The 13,878-nt window shown below is 40.5% G+C and carries 15 protein-coding genes; 7 read left to right on the top strand and 8 right to left on the bottom strand.

Annotation, left to right across the window (positions count from 1 at the left end; translation table 11 throughout):
• Positions 1-189: 189 nt before the first annotated feature.
• On the bottom strand, positions 190-1,605 hold the full coding sequence (locus tag H6G76_RS08150) for an isochorismate synthase MenF (RefSeq protein ID WP_190698169.1): 1,416 nt from the start codon (positions 1,603-1,605) through the stop codon (positions 190-192).
• 404 nt (positions 1,606-2,009) lie between these two features.
• Between H6G76_RS08150 and menA the strand changes: the two genes are divergently transcribed.
• The 3 genes from menA to H6G76_RS08135 are packed head-to-tail and all read left to right on the top strand — an operon-like array spanning position 2,010 to position 5,253.
• Positions 2,010-2,909 (top strand): 2-carboxy-1,4-naphthoquinone phytyltransferase, encoded by a 900-nt coding sequence (menA, locus tag H6G76_RS08145; protein ID WP_190698166.1) that lies wholly within the window; start codon positions 2,010-2,012, stop codon positions 2,907-2,909.
• On the top strand, positions 2,909-3,877 hold the full coding sequence (locus H6G76_RS08140; protein WP_190698163.1) for an o-succinylbenzoate synthase: 969 nt from the start codon (positions 2,909-2,911) through the stop codon (positions 3,875-3,877). Before menA ends, H6G76_RS08140 begins: the two co-directional genes overlap by 1 nt.
• Positions 3,862-5,253, top strand: coding sequence for a 2-succinylbenzoate--CoA ligase (locus H6G76_RS08135; RefSeq protein ID WP_190698160.1), 1,392 nt, complete (start codon positions 3,862-3,864; stop codon positions 5,251-5,253). Before H6G76_RS08140 ends, H6G76_RS08135 begins: the two co-directional genes overlap by 16 nt.
• Before the next feature lie 97 nt (positions 5,254-5,350).
• Here the strand turns inward: H6G76_RS08135 and H6G76_RS08130 are convergent, their stop codons facing one another.
• Genes H6G76_RS08130 through miaB form a run of 4 tightly spaced genes read right to left on the bottom strand, consistent with a single transcriptional unit; the run spans position 5,351 to position 7,480 of the window.
• Complete coding sequence (locus tag H6G76_RS08130; RefSeq protein WP_242056345.1) at positions 5,351-5,581, bottom strand: type II toxin-antitoxin system RelE/ParE family toxin; 231 nt, start codon at positions 5,579-5,581, stop codon at positions 5,351-5,353.
• Complete coding sequence (locus H6G76_RS08125; RefSeq protein WP_190698157.1) at positions 5,578-5,847, bottom strand: type II toxin-antitoxin system ParD family antitoxin; 270 nt, start codon at positions 5,845-5,847, stop codon at positions 5,578-5,580. Before H6G76_RS08125 ends, H6G76_RS08130 begins: the two co-directional genes overlap by 4 nt.
• 11 nt (positions 5,848-5,858) lie before the next feature.
• Positions 5,859-6,068: a DUF433 domain-containing protein gene (locus H6G76_RS08120; protein WP_190698155.1), complete on the bottom strand. Its 210-nt coding sequence runs from the start codon at positions 6,066-6,068 to the stop codon at positions 5,859-5,861.
• Positions 6,069-6,115: 47 nt separating this feature from the next.
• Positions 6,116-7,480 (bottom strand): tRNA (N6-isopentenyl adenosine(37)-C2)-methylthiotransferase MiaB, encoded by a 1,365-nt coding sequence (miaB, locus tag H6G76_RS08115; RefSeq protein ID WP_190698152.1) that lies wholly within the window; start codon positions 7,478-7,480, stop codon positions 6,116-6,118.
• Between the two features lie 171 nt (positions 7,481-7,651).
• Here miaB and bchI point away from each other — a divergent pair, with 171 nt between their 5' ends.
• From bchI to H6G76_RS08095, 4 genes are all read left to right on the top strand, one after another.
• Positions 7,652-8,776, top strand: a complete 1,125-nt coding sequence (gene bchI, locus H6G76_RS08110) for a magnesium chelatase ATPase subunit I (RefSeq protein ID WP_190698149.1) — start codon at positions 7,652-7,654, stop codon at positions 8,774-8,776.
• An 85-nt stretch (positions 8,777-8,861) separates the two neighbouring features.
• Positions 8,862-9,149 carry a hypothetical protein gene (locus tag H6G76_RS08105; protein WP_190698146.1) on the top strand — a complete coding sequence of 96 codons (288 nt, stop codon included), beginning with the start codon at positions 8,862-8,864 and terminating at the stop codon, positions 9,147-9,149.
• 159 nt (positions 9,150-9,308) lie between these two features.
• A complete protein-coding gene (locus tag H6G76_RS08100; RefSeq protein ID WP_190698143.1) occupies positions 9,309-9,578 on the top strand; it encodes a YciI family protein in 270 nt (89 codons plus the stop codon).
• A 252-nt stretch (positions 9,579-9,830) separates the two neighbouring features.
• Complete coding sequence (locus tag H6G76_RS08095) at positions 9,831-10,262, top strand: hypothetical protein (protein WP_190698140.1); 432 nt, start codon at positions 9,831-9,833, stop codon at positions 10,260-10,262.
• 214 nt (positions 10,263-10,476) lie between these two features.
• Here H6G76_RS08095 and egtD read toward each other — a convergent pair whose 3' ends face one another.
• The 3 genes from egtD to egtC all read right to left on the bottom strand — a co-directional run bounded on the left by egtD (position 10,477) and on the right by egtC (position 13,805).
• Positions 10,477-11,508 (bottom strand): L-histidine N(alpha)-methyltransferase, encoded by a 1,032-nt coding sequence (gene egtD, locus H6G76_RS08090; protein ID WP_190698137.1) that lies wholly within the window; start codon positions 11,506-11,508, stop codon positions 10,477-10,479.
• Positions 11,509-11,803: 295 nt separating this feature from the next.
• On the bottom strand, positions 11,804-13,042 hold the full coding sequence (egtB, locus tag H6G76_RS08085) for an ergothioneine biosynthesis protein EgtB (RefSeq protein ID WP_190698134.1): 1,239 nt from the start codon (positions 13,040-13,042) through the stop codon (positions 11,804-11,806).
• Entirely contained in the window at positions 13,017-13,805 is a 789-nt protein-coding gene (gene egtC, locus H6G76_RS08080; RefSeq protein WP_190698131.1) for an ergothioneine biosynthesis protein EgtC, read from the bottom strand. Before egtC ends, egtB begins: the two co-directional genes overlap by 26 nt.
• Positions 13,806-13,878 lie beyond the last annotated feature (73 nt).

The raw sequence follows: 13,878 nt of genomic DNA, 5'->3' as shown, positions 1-13,878 counted from the left end.
ATAAATTTTTAACTCTTACTATCCTAAGGAAGCCATTGTGTCGTTGCGTCCTCCTACTGAAGGATAACAAAACGCGCATTTGCGGTTAATAAACAAACGTTTAAACGCATTCTATTGGTTGTATCCTATCGCGCTTTGACAGTTAGCAAAATATTCCCTGCTGTATGTTCATTGCCTCCTGCAATACAACTAAACCAATGCTTTAAGTAACGCCTGAAGTTTCAGTTGTACTTCGGCAAATTCTTTATCAGGATCAGAGCCAGCGACGATACCTGCACCTGCGTAAAGTCTAGCGCGATCGCCATCAATTAAAGCTGAACGAATTCCAACAATAAACTCGCAGTTTCCTTGTGAGTCTATCCAACCCAAGGGTGCAGCATATAAACCCCTCTCAAAGCTTTCGTAACGCCGAATTTCTGCACAAGCTACATCTCTAGCAGCACCAGCCACGGCTGGAGTAGGGTGCAGTTGGGCAACAATTTTTAATGGGTGAACGTTAGCCGGAACTACAGCATTAATCGGTGTCCATAAGTGCTGGATATTAGATAGCTGTCGCAAGCGGGGCGGTAATACCTGGGGTAATAGTCCTAGCTGTGATAAGCGTTGAGTGATAAAGTCAATCACCAATGAGTGTTCATGCCTTTCTTTTTCGCTGTTCAGCAAACGATTAGCGTTGGCCGCATCTTCTGCGGGTGTTTTACCACGTGGTGCAGAACCAGCTAAAGCATCGGTGATTAACTGTTGATTGTGAATACAAATTAATCTTTCTGGGCTTGCCCCAATAAAGTTTTGTCCTTTACCATTACTTGTAGAAAAAATATAACAATTAGGATGTATTTGTCTAAGATTATCTAATGATTTATATAAGTCAAACTGATTATTTGAGCGCACATCCAAGGCATCAGCTAGGACAATTTTGCTTAAATGACTAGCCTGGATTTTGTCTAAAGCTGATCTCACAGAACGTTTAAATTCTGTAGCCTTAGTTACAGATTGTTTAATAAAATTTCTTGATAGCAGATCCAGTTTAGGAGAAAAGTATTCTAAAGAATTAATAAGTTCGATTTTAGCCCATAAGTTATGCCAGACTTTTTGTAAATTTGTACTGGCTGTGACTAGGATATTACTTACTAAGATGCAGTGCTGATTTTTGACAGATATTTGCCAACGCGGTAGAAAAATTGTAGCGGAAGGAAATGGATAGTCTGGTTGGGTATTGCTGGGAAAAAAGCTAAAGTAACAAAAAAAGTGTGGCCCGGAAAAAGTTTGATTATTGCCACTAAAATTGATTATATCTTGTTGACAACTTTTGATAAAATATTCAGCTTGATTAAAACGGTCTTGCCCATCAATTTGTAATTTTGCCACAGAATCAATTGCGGCGATCGCTTCTCCTTTACCTCTGTTCTCAAAGTAAAAATTTATTTCATTTGCTTGCGCTAGTTTAGCTAATACAACTAAAGGATCAACCCAGTCAAGCTCCAGCGAAATACTTGCAATTTGCCGACAATTATTGTTAAGGCAATTTTGTTGTACCGCTAACAGAAATTGATAGATGTCTTTGTGATTTACAAAGAAGTTGCTGCGACATGGTGAAACTGTCATGGATCTAGGAATAGTAAATTTTTTTTAAGTTATCTTCCTAAAGTGTAATGAATCATGGTCTATTTCTACAGGTAACATATTCAGTTACCATTTAACCAGAGTATAGTTTGCTTTGTTTAAGGTATTACCAAACTCTGACAAGCTATGCTCAGTTTTGACCTGTAACTAAAGAATAAGTTTTGCTAAGGGAGAGATTAAAAATCATCAAAAAGTGCTGAGTGCTGTTTGCTGAAAACATTCGATAAAATGTGCTGTTTGCTGAGTAAAATAAAAGAAAATAAAAGTTATTACTGCCTATATGTAGCTAGCTGATTCAATTTAAGAATCAATCGTTTAGGCAGGTAACAGCTAAAAAAGAATACACAAAAAGTTAAAGTTTAAGTGCAGATTCACACATCAACGGTATGACAATTAAGCAAATTTCACGTCCTAAGAGTAAGCTATGGATGGCGGCAATTAAACCGCCAATGTATAGTGTTGCCATCATGCCTATTTGGATAGGAACAGCAGTGGCTTTTGCAGAAACTAAAATTTTGAATTCGGCAATATTTTTAACTTTTTTAACAGCAGCAATTTTGATTTTGGCATGGGAGAATATCAGTAATGATGTTTTTGATTCTGAAACAGGAATTGATAAAAACAAACATCATTCTTTAGTGAATTTAACAGGTAATAAAACGCTAATTTTTTGGATAGGAAATCTGTGTTTAGCAACAGGTTTATTAGGGATACTAGCGATCGCAGTTTGGCAAAAAGACTTAACTGTAATTGGGATAATACTGTTGTGCTGTTTTTTAGGCTATATGTACCAAGGGCCGCCTTTTCGCTTGGGATACCAGGGTTTAGGTGAAATTCTCTGCTTTTTTGCCTTTGGCCCTTTAGGAGTAGCCGCAGCCTATTACAGCCAAACTCAAGCTTGGTCGATGACGAGTTTAGCAGCTTCAGTAATTGTTGGCATTGTCACAAGCTTAGTTTTATTTTGTTCACACTTTCACCAAGTTCAGGATGACATAGCCGCAGGTAAGCGATCGCCTATTGTCAGATTAGGTACAGCAAATGGCGCGAAAGTTTTGGTTTGGTTTACCGCCAGCATTTATCCTCTAACATTGTTATTTGTGATTTTAGGAATGTTCCCAGCTTGGACACTTTTGAGTTGGTTAAGTTTACCTTACGCCTTTAAGTTATGTCGCCACGTCCAACAAAATCACAACCACCCAGAAAAAGTAAGCAACTGTAAATTTATCGCTGTAAACGTGAATTTTTGGAGTTGCTTGTTATTAGGCCTAGGATTTTTTATCGGCTGATGGGTTATCAGTTTGAGTTTCGTCCCTATAAACGTAGATTTTTACGGCCATTAACTACCAGTCATGGCGTTTGGGACATCCGCGAAGGTATTATCCTGCGGCTTACTGATGAAACTGGGAAAGTTGGCTGGGGAGAAATAGCCCCTATTAGTTGGTTTGGTTCAGAAACCTTAGAACAAGCCTTAGATTTTTGTCATCAACTACCCACAGAAATTACATCTGAGATGATTTTCTCAATTCCTGATGATCTAAGTGCTTGTCAATTTGGGTTTGAGTCAGCGTTAGAAGGAGGGGGAAGGGGGAAGGGGGAAGGGGGAAAGGAGATTCCTTGTAGTGGCTTACTTCCATCGGGGGAAGCGGTTTTACAGCAATGGCCAATGCTTTGGGAAAAAGGATATCGCACATTTAAATGGAAAATAGGGGTAGATGCGATCGCTAAAGAATTAGCAATATTTGATACTCTATGTCGTAGCTTACCCACCTCAGCGAAACTGCGCCTCGATGCTAACGGCGGACTTAGCTATGAAGAAGCCAATTTATGGCTGTGGACTTGCGATAATATCCAGGCAGAATTACCGATAGAAATTGAATTTATCGAACAACCGCTACCCGTTGCCGAATTTGCGGGAATGCTGGAGTTAAGTTTATGTTACGGGACTGCGATCGCTTTAGATGAATCTGTTGCCACACTCCAGCAACTCATCGCTTGTTATGAACAAGGCTGGCGAGAAATTTTCGTTATTAAACCAGGAATTATAGGTTCGCGATCGCGTTTGCGTCAATTTTGTCAACAACATGAAATTGATGCTGTTTTTTCATCCGTATTTGAAACTGCCATTGGTAGAGAAACTGCACTTAAGTTAGCAGCAGAATTATCTCGCAAAAACAGGGCAGTTGGTTTTGGTATCGATCATTTTTTTGCCCCAGCAGCAACAACTAGTCCTGAAAGTATATGGAACAGCCTTTAACTTATCTGCAAAATTTGCCTCAACATAATTGGCTAATTTGTGACAACAGCCAACAATTTCAAGCACTAGCAGAAAAATTATATTTAGAACTAACAGAAATATCAAACAAGCGCGGTACACCACCCAAAATTATCTTAGCTGAACCTGAACCTGTAAAATTTCTAGCCAGCTTTCTCGCCGCCTGTGCCGCGAATTGTCCAGTTTTCCTTTGTAACCCCAACTGGGGAACACAAGAATGGCAACAAGTATTTGAATTAGTCCAACCAGATATAGTTTGGGGAGTAGAGAGAGAAGAGGCAGAGGGCAGGGGGCAGGGGGCAGGGGGAGAATATCTTACTCAGCACTCCTACCAAATCATGATTCCCACAGGTGGTTCATCAGGCAAGATAAAATTTGTTATCCACACTTGGGAAACCCTCACAGCATCTGTGCAAGGCTTTACAGAATATTTTCAGCTACAACAAGTTAATTCATTTTGCGTATTACCGCTATATCATGTCAGTGGATTAATGCAATTTATGCGTTCGTTCACAACTGGCGGTAAACTAGTTATTCTACCATTCAAAACTGTAGAATCTGGTCAAACTCTCTCTATTCAACCATCAGAATTTTTCATTTCATTAGTACCAACACAGTTACAACGCCTCTTACAAAATCCAGAATTAACCCAATGGTTAGCGCAATTTCAAACGGTAATGTTAGGAGGCGCACCCGCTTGGAATGAATTATTAGAAAAAGCTAGATTCCACAACATTAGGTTAGCACCAACCTATGGTATGACAGAAACAGCCTCACAAATTGCCACCCTCAAACCCGATGATTTTCTCAAAGGTAAAATTAACAGTGGGCATATTTTACCCCATGCCAAGGTGAAAATTTGCAATCAACAATGCGAAGTTTTAAATGCTAATCAAATTGGAAATATTACCATTCAAGCTAAATCTTTAACCCTTGGTTACTATCCAAATCCTTGGAAAAATCAAGATTATTTTCAAGTAGATGATTTAGGCTTTTTAGATAGCCAAGGTTATCTACATATTATCGGACGTAACAGCGACAAAATTATTACAGGTGGAGAAAACGTTTACCCAGCAGAAATAGAAGCAGCTATTCGTGAAACGCAAATGGTTGCCGATGTTTGTGTAATTGGTGTACCCGATAAAAACTGGGGACAAGCATTAACCGCAATATATGTTCCACAAGATGCTAATATATCTTATTTAGCAATCCAAACTTTACTTAAACATAAACTAACTAAATTCAAAATCCCTAAACATTGGATTTGCCTTGATAATCTACCACGCAATTCTCAAGAGAAAGTTAACCGTCAAGCACTACAACAAATCGCAACAGAATATCTAGATATTAGTGAATAATAAAAATTGTGAGACTCGCGGTTGCTAATCTTCTTGATTTTCAAATAGTGATTTGAGATTTCTTCTACCATTAACAACTCTAACTATTTCGATATTATCATTCTATGGTTTGGTAAAAAATTATATAGCCATCTAGTGGAATACCCCGTAAACCAGGACGTAAATCTTCATATTGTTTTCCCATCTTAGGAAAACTAACAAGTTGTCTGCATTTTCGATTAAACTCTTGCAGTAATCGTTCTCCAGCTTCAACATTTTCGGTGGCGAAGTATTCAGCAATCTGTTGTAAATCACGAGAAGCAGGTAATGAAATAATATACTTGCTCATTTCTGAGACTCTTTAATCTTTTGTAAATCTGTTAATAAGTGATTAACAAAAGTCTCTCCGTCAATTCCTTCACCATTCTCTAATGATGCTATACCTTCATCAATAAGGATACGAGTTTCCTCAACCCATGCTTGATATGCAAGGGTTTCTTGTTCTAAGAGTGATAATGCAGCTTGAATTACTTCGCCGACATCATTAAATTTACCTGTGGCTAGTAAATTTTGGACTAATTTTTTCTGCTCTGAAGTTAATAGAATACTATTCATATAAACTTTGCCTAAAGATTCAATTTCCTGGCCGCGTATGCGAGAGATGCTTTCAAATCATCTATCTCTAAATCTGGCATTTCTGCTAAGATTTGCTCGGTGCTGAGTCCGGCAGCAAATAAATCAAGTACATCTGATACTCGAATTCTCATACCACGTATGCATGGACGGCCACCACACTGTTTTGGGTTGACTGTAATTCTTTGCAATAAGTCTGACATTCAATAAGACTTCACAAGCAATTATTTTCAGTGTGGTGTACATTTGCTTAAACTACCAAAGCTTGCCGTACTTCTATTGGTTCACCAGTCAAGCTAAAAGCCCGAACTTCGGTGATTTTAACTTTTACCAATTGCCCTTTTAGCTCATTAATATCGCCTGTAAAAAATGTCAGACGATTGCCGCGTGTGCGTCCCATGACTTGAGTTTTATCTTTGGGATTTTGGTCTTCGACTAATACTTCTTCGATGCGACCAAAATAACGCTGCGATCGCTCGGCTGCTTTGACGTTCACTAAATGATTTAATCTTTGTAGGCGATCGCTTTTTACTTCTTCACTCAGTTGATTTTCCCATAACGCTGCGGGTGTGCCTGGACGTGGTGAATAGGCGGCTGTGTTTAACAAGTCAAAACCAATATCTTCCACGAGTTTCAAGGTACTCTCAAACTGTGCTTCTGTCTCCCCAGGGAAGCCAACAATCGCATCGCCACTAATTGACGCATCTGGCATATACTTGCGAATCGTATCAATAATCCGGCGATATTTCTCTTGCGTGTAACCCCGTGACATCGCTTTTAATACATCGTTATCCCCAGACTGAAAGGGAATATGGAAGTGTTCGCACACCTTGGGCAATTCTGCACAAGCTTTAATTAACCTTTCCGTAAAATAACGGGGATGGCTAGTAGCAAATCTTAGCCGTTCAACTCCTGGCACATCATGCACGTAATATAGTAACTCTGTAAAGGTGTGCAGATGTCGTCCTTCTGCTGTAACACCTGGTAAATCTCTACCGTATGCGTCAATATTCTGACCAAGCAAAGTTATTTCTTTATAACCTTGCCGTCCCAGTTCTGCCATTTCGGCGCGGATAGCTTCGGGTGTGCGGGACTGTTCCACACCACGCACATTAGGAACGACGCAGTAAGTACAGCGTTCGTTACAGCCATAAATTACATTCACCCAAGCAGTAACTTTACTATCCCGGCGTGGCTGGGTGATATCTTCCATAATATGGACTGGTTCAGTGGCTACAACTTGGTTGCCGCCAAACACTGACTCTAGCAAATCTTTGAGGCGGTTGGCGTGTTGTGGCCCCATGACCAAATCTAATTCTGGCACTCGTCGCAACAGTGCTTCGCCTTCTTGTTGCGCGACACAACCAGCAACTACCAAAGTTAAATCTGGTTGTTCGTGTTTGCGCTTTGCTTGTCTGCCGAGGTAAGAATATACCTTCTGCTCGGCGTTGTCTCGAATGGTACAGGTATTGTAGAGAATTACATCTGCATTATTCGGATCTTCGGAAAACTCAAAGCCCATGTCTTCTAAAATGCCAGCCATGCGCTCTGAGTCGGCTTTATTCATTTGGCAACCGAAGGTAGTAATGTGATAGCGGCGTTTAGAACTGGTCATGGGAATTATGCTTAATTAGCGTGATGTTAAATATGCTTAGTTTCTTTTCCTATTCTATGTTTTAAACGCAGAGGTACGCAAAAGAAAACGCGGAGCTTCCACGAGTCACTTTTTCCCCCGCCCTATGGCACAATAAAGAACTGTAATAAAAAAAATTGTTAAGGTAATTTAGTGACTCAAACTGCTCAATCCACGGCAAGTGCGCGTCGCGTGGTATTTCCATTTACGGCAATTGTAGGCCAGGAAGAAATGAAACTGGCACTGCTGTTGAACGTGATTGATCCCAAAATCGGTGGTGTAATGATTATGGGCGATCGCGGTACCGGCAAGACAACAACTATCCGGGCCTTAGCGGATTTGTTGCCAGAAATCCCTGTAGTTGCTAATGACCCTTTCAACAGTCACCCCGGCGACCCCGACCTGATGAGCGATGAAATCCGCCAAAAACTAGAGCAAGGTGCGGATATTCCCGTAGACCACAGGAAAGTCCAGATGGTAGACCTGCCATTGGGAGCTACAGAAGACCGGGTATGCGGCACTATCGACATTGAGAAAGCTTTGTCTGAAGGTGTGAAAGCCTTTGAACCAGGTTTGTTGGCTAAAGCTAACCGAGGCATTCTTTACGTGGATGAAGTCAACTTGCTAGATGACCACCTCGTAGACGTGTTACTCGACTCTGCTGCTAGTGGCTGGAACACTGTAGAACGGGAAGGAATTTCCATCCGCCACCCAGCGCGGTTTGTACTTGTTGGTTCTGGAAACCCGGAAGAAGGCGAATTGCGTCCCCAGTTACTCGACCGTTTTGGGATGCACGCGGAAATTCGTACTGTCAAAGAACCTGCTTTGCGGGTGCAGATAGTAGAACAACGCTCGGAATTTGACCAAAATCCGCCTGTATTTTTGGAACAGCACAAAACTGAACAAGAAGCATTACAGCAGAAAGTTGTCAATGCCCAAACTCTGTTACCAGAGGTCAAAATTGACTATGATTTGCGGGTGAAGATTTCGGAAGTTTGTTCAGAGTTAGATGTTGATGGTTTGCGGGGTGATATTGTTACCAACCGTGCAGCCAAAGCATTAGCCGCCTTTGAAGGACGTACCGAAGTCACCCTTGATGATATCCGGCGTGTAATTACTCTGTGTCTACGGCACCGACTACGCAAAGATCCTCTAGAATCAATTGATTCTGGCTACAAAGTAGAGAAAGTTTTTGCTCGTGTTTTTGGTGTCGAACTCCCAGAAGAAGATTCTGCAAAGAAAAACGGCACAGGGCAAATTAAAACGGGTGTACGCTAATTTAACTGAAAGAAACAACTAGGGACACAAGATTTTGTGTCCCTAAAAATTTGTTGTTTTTTTCGGTTCTGACTCAGCAGCGAGTATGAGATTTTGGCGTTTTTGGTTGGATAGCATAATTGTATCTAGTGCATATAACCCGCCTTCTTTCATAGAGGGGGTAATGTTATTGCTGGCAATGATAGTATTAGCTATTTGGGGCATTACACATGAATTACCCTATATGATATTGTGCCTCAGCTATGCAATCGGAGCAGCTATTTCTATTTTAGTGCGAGAAGCGATCGCACCCTCACCACAAACGCGGTTAACTCGGATCTCAGCATTATTATTACTACTAATTAGCCTCTACGGCTTTGTCGATTTTCTCTAAGTTGTTTCTTTTGCTACCACAACACAACAGCAAAAGAAAATTGTAGATTTTATAAAAGTTGAAAGGTAATATATTTAATGCGGCATAAATTAGCAAAAATTGGATATTTTTTGTTGATTTAGATGCAACCCAATTATTACAGCAAGTCTAAAACTTATTATGCCTAAATACGTAATGTGGGGAACTTACTGCGACGACGTTTTAGAAAAACGCGCACCTCACCGTCAAGCTCATTTAGATGGTTTAGCCGAACAAAAAAAATCTGGTGTGTTGATTACTATCGGCCCCACGAAAGATGTCACTAAAGTTTTTGGTATTTACGAAGCTGATGACGAAGCTACTGTCCACCAATTAATTAAAAATGACCCCTATTGGCAAAATGGCATTTGGATAGAATACTTTGTCAAAGAATGGATTCAAGCTTTTTGAAGTGTGAAATTTATTCTTTCTAAATCAATGTGTCAGTTTAATTATTGTCCACTCATTACATACAACAGGCTGTTAAGGACAATTAGAAATACTAACTTTTAGTAGATACAAATATATTTATATTTGTATTACTGTAGAAATATCCGTATACAGCATAATATTACTCTTGTCTAAAATCAGAGATAAGAGGATTTGCGACCGCATAAAAATTTGGTTGTCTACCAATCGTAAGATTTTCTAGAGGGTACTACCATGAAAAATATCCTAAAACGTACATTTCTACCTGGGTTGATGGCTGCTACTCTAGCTGGAACCAGCTTAATTCCGGCTCAACCTGCTTCTGCTGATGACCGAGTTCTTAATAATGCAGCCATTGGTGCTGGTGCTGGTGCATTAACTGGTGTTTTAACTGGATGTGGTTCTTTATTAAACAATGCCGCTACAGGCGCGGCGGCTGGTGCTGCTGTGAATGCTGCCAATGGTGTCAGAACCAGACAAGCTAGAAGAAGAAACGGACGTTTAATTGTTCAAGATGTCGGTGTAGGTGCAGGCGCAGGTGTCTTAACAGGCGCAATTACTGGTGGTTGTAGAAGCACCTGGAAAAATGGTGTTAATGGTGCGGCGGCTGGTGCGGCGGTTCATCTGTTAGATAAGAGACCCACCTATAGAAACAGAAGAAGATAGTCTGTAATTGATAATTCGTAATTTAATTACCCAGTGCGGATTATCAAGTATAGATTACTGCCAGTATTTATCTACAAAGATTAATTGTTGAGACTGGGTGTAAGGGTAGAGGGTGTAAGGGTTTGGCTAACTTGCACCCTCTACCCCTAAACTTCCGGATCTCAACCTTTGATTTTTACTGCATCAAAATACTAATCCCTAGCCTCTAGCCTCTCTATGCTTGCATCTGACACAGCAATAAACCAAACCACTGATTTGAGTCAGTCCAGGTGTGAATGGGAACTAAGCCTTTTGTTTGAAGTTGTTGCTGAATTGTATCAAGGTCGAATTTGCGAGAAATTTCGGTGAGGATAGTCTCACCTTGGTCAAAATTAACGGTAAGATTAAGAGCTTTTAGTTGCACAGTTTGCGATCGCACACTTCGTAAATGCATTTCTATTTGATGCTCAACTTCGTTGTAAAATGACCAGTGTTCAAACTGCGTCCTGTCAAAATTGCCCTCAAAGCGGCGATTTAAATGCTCTAACATATTAATGTTAAAAGCGGCTGTTACCCCTTGGCTATCGTTATAAGCAGGTTCTAAGATTTCTTTGGACTTGTGTAAATCTATCCCCAATAAAAAATATTCGCCTACTTGTAAAGCACTTGTAATTTGGGAAAAGAAAACATCACACTCTTGCGCGTTGAGATTTCCCAAAGAACTACCAATAAAACCAATCATCCGAGTAGGTAAATCGGTTGTTGGGAGTTGTGCTAATGCCATTTCATATGTTCCAGCTAGGGCATAAACTTGCAGTGCGGGATAATCTGCTAATAACTGCCTAGCACTATTTTCCAACATCCCTGCACTGACATCGATTGGGAGATAGCGCAAAGGATAGCCTAATTGCTGGTAAGCATCTAGCAAAATTCGGGTTTTTGTGGAACTACCGCTACCAAGTTCTACTAATTCACAACTACCAGTTATTTCGGCAATTTCGCTGGCATACTGTTGTAAAATTATTCTCTCTGTGCGGGTTAAGTAATATTCTGGCAACTCACAAATTTCTTCAAATAACTCAGAACCGCGATCGTCATAAAAATAATATGCTGGTAAAGATTTAGGATTTTGAGTTAATCCTTTAACTACATCTCTTCCCGCAGTTGATGTAACTATTTTTGTTGCTTCTACCAAACGTTTTATTTGCAAACGTTTTTCAATACTGTTTTGGGTAGAAGTATTGCTAACAGCTTTAGATATTGACATTTAACCTCCGCCGAGTTGCATAAATCAGTGAACAGTACACGGTTATCAGTTATCAAGGTGTATGGGGTTGCGGCGCACATACGCCTACAAGCTTCTTTTTTAAAGAACTCTGAAATAGAGATAAATACATCACTGATGACTTATAACTGCTTACTGATAACTGTTTAACTTAAACTTGTCTCAGTAAGTGAAACATACAGCCATAGCTGCTATCATCGCGCCTGAGCTAGATTAATCTCTGCTCAGGGCTAGATTTACGAATTTTCTCATTAAAATCGTATTAAGTGATTATTAATCAAATATTAGCTGCACAGCGAAAGCCAGAGAATATCTGACGCACGCTCGGATGATACCAGTTACGGAAACTAGAACGCAGCGACCAAGGGCGTGTAGCCCAACTACCGCCTTTTAAAACGCGGTGTTGATTGTCAAAATAAACTTGTGAGTAGCCGATGTAAGGGAAACTTTGGAACCCTGGGTAAGGCGCGAACCATGAAGCTGTCCATTCCCAAACATTACCCAGGGTATCGAATAAACCGTAAGCACTCTGTCCGCTTGGGTAGGCATTGACTGGGGTTGTTGTACCAATCAGACGATCGCAATTACAATATTCATCTGTGGGCAATTCTTCACCCCAAGGATAGGTGCGACGACGTTTAGCTTCTGCATCCCAACTAGCTGCTTTTTCCCACTCGGCTTCTGTGGGTAAACGCTTCCCGACAAACCGTGAGTATGCCTCGGCTTCGTACCAACTAACACCGCAGACTGGATGATCATTGTAACTGCGATCGCTATGCCAATAAAGTGGTTGTTTCACCTTTTCTACTTGTAGCCATTGCCACCCAGCCTCCGACCACCACTCAGGATTTTCATAGCCTCCCGCCGCCATAAATTCACCATACTGCCCACAAGTCACTGGGGAACGGTCAATGCAATATGTATCTAGATATACCTTATGAGCAGAAATCTCATTATCCAAAGCATCAATAGAGTTGTTCCCCTGCTCAAACTCGCCAGCCGGAATCATCACCATATCATGATGACTATTAACTGATAACTGATAACTGTTAACTGATAACTGATGACGCTTCGCCATTTCCAACACAAAGCTAATAATCTCGCAGTGTTGGCTTTCGTGCTGAATTAAAAATCGCCACAGACGTTCTTCTGGCTCAATATTAACCACTTCCAGATGCTCAAGCACCTTTTCTCGAACTGTGTGCAAGTAATAGCGGATTTCTGGCAGATTTGGTAATTGGACACGTTGCGATTTAGGTAAACCATCTGCTGCAAATAACTTGCGATATTGGGGGAACAAACACCGCCAACCTGCGCTATGTTCTAACAACCATAAAGATTCGGTGTAAGCAATATGCCCCAAATGCCAGCCAACAGGACTAAAATCAGGATGATATTGACTACGAAATGTAGCATCGTCTACACCTTCAAACAGATTTAAGGTTTTCAGACGACATTCATTTAAGGCATAAGAGATAGTCTCTTTAGCATTAGATTTGCTCAATTTTGATATCATAGTCTTCCCCCACACTGATAATGCTATTTTCTGGGCAAGGTTTCCAATTACCAGTAAATAACGGTTCCGATGCAATAATCACAGAGTTAGGGAAATTGAGATCATCTCGTAACCAATACAAAGATGGTGCAGGTGAACCAATAGCAAAACGAGAAGCAATTAGGCGTTTACCGTCACTCAAAATGATATTTGCTAAAACCTTGACTTCATGGCGTTTTGCCATTTGTGCGATCGCTAGTAAACTAGTGCGTAAAGCATATTCAGGCGGGCGATGTCTATTAATTTGAGCCTGAGAAAGTAATAAAGCAAATAAATGTTCAGAGTCGGTACTGCCAAAAATTTTTTCGTAGAAATCGGGCGTTAAAGTGCTGCGGATTTTTCTGTGTAACGTTTGACGAAAATTTTCAATGTATCCGTTGTGCAGAAATAACCATTTTTGATGATTAAAAGGCTGACAATTGGCAAAATCTAGAGCTTGTCCTGGGGTAGCACTGCGTACATAAGCCAAAACACAGTTCGATTCAACGTATCGGCTCAGATGCGGTAAGTTAACATCATTCCAAATCGGGACTGTATTTTTGTAAATATAAGGATCAGTATCTTTTTGAGTATGATACCAACCCATACCAAAACCATCTGCATTGACTACCCCAGAAGTCATTTCGCGCGGTAGATAACTCTGCACAATTAAAGAATGTTCTGGTTTATACAAAAGATTTTCTAATGAAACAGGCGAACCGAGGTAGGCAAGTAAACGACACATAATTAGGTAGACGCAAATATTTACCGTGAAAATCAGACAGGAAGCAGAAGTGAAAAAATTTTGTTTAAACTTT

This window comes from Nostoc sp. FACHB-152, assembly GCF_014697475.1.
Lineage (GTDB): Bacteria > Cyanobacteriota > Cyanobacteriia > Cyanobacteriales > Nostocaceae > Nostoc_B.
Note: the sequence above shows the minus strand (reverse complement) of the source record. Positions and strands in the feature narration are given on the sequence as shown.

Coding starts and splice junctions, on each gene's coding strand:
- H6G76_RS08130 (WP_242056345.1), bottom strand. CDS start 5,581: ATGAGCAAGTATATTATTTCATTACCTGCTTCTCGTGATTTACAACAG.
- egtD (WP_190698137.1), bottom strand. CDS start 11,508: ATGTCAATATCTAAAGCTGTTAGCAATACTTCTACCCAAAACAGTATT.
- H6G76_RS08150 (WP_190698169.1), bottom strand. CDS start 1,605: ATGACAGTTTCACCATGTCGCAGCAACTTCTTTGTAAATCACAAAGAC.
- H6G76_RS08105 (WP_190698146.1), top strand. CDS start 8,862: ATGAGATTTTGGCGTTTTTGGTTGGATAGCATAATTGTATCTAGTGCA.
- egtB (WP_190698134.1), bottom strand. CDS start 13,042: ATGATATCAAAATTGAGCAAATCTAATGCTAAAGAGACTATCTCTTAT.
- H6G76_RS08125 (WP_190698157.1), bottom strand. CDS start 5,847: ATGAATAGTATTCTATTAACTTCAGAGCAGAAAAAATTAGTCCAAAAT.
- egtC (WP_190698131.1), bottom strand. CDS start 13,805: ATGTGTCGTTTACTTGCCTACCTCGGTTCGCCTGTTTCATTAGAAAAT.
- H6G76_RS08100 (WP_190698143.1), top strand. CDS start 9,309: ATGCCTAAATACGTAATGTGGGGAACTTACTGCGACGACGTTTTAGAA.
- H6G76_RS08140 (WP_190698163.1), top strand. CDS start 2,909: ATGGGTTATCAGTTTGAGTTTCGTCCCTATAAACGTAGATTTTTACGG.
- H6G76_RS08095 (WP_190698140.1), top strand. CDS start 9,831: ATGAAAAATATCCTAAAACGTACATTTCTACCTGGGTTGATGGCTGCT.
- H6G76_RS08135 (WP_190698160.1), top strand. CDS start 3,862: ATGGAACAGCCTTTAACTTATCTGCAAAATTTGCCTCAACATAATTGG.
- miaB (WP_190698152.1), bottom strand. CDS start 7,480: ATGACCAGTTCTAAACGCCGCTATCACATTACTACCTTCGGTTGCCAA.
- H6G76_RS08120 (WP_190698155.1), bottom strand. CDS start 6,068: ATGTCAGACTTATTGCAAAGAATTACAGTCAACCCAAAACAGTGTGGT.
- menA (WP_190698166.1), top strand. CDS start 2,010: ATGACAATTAAGCAAATTTCACGTCCTAAGAGTAAGCTATGGATGGCG.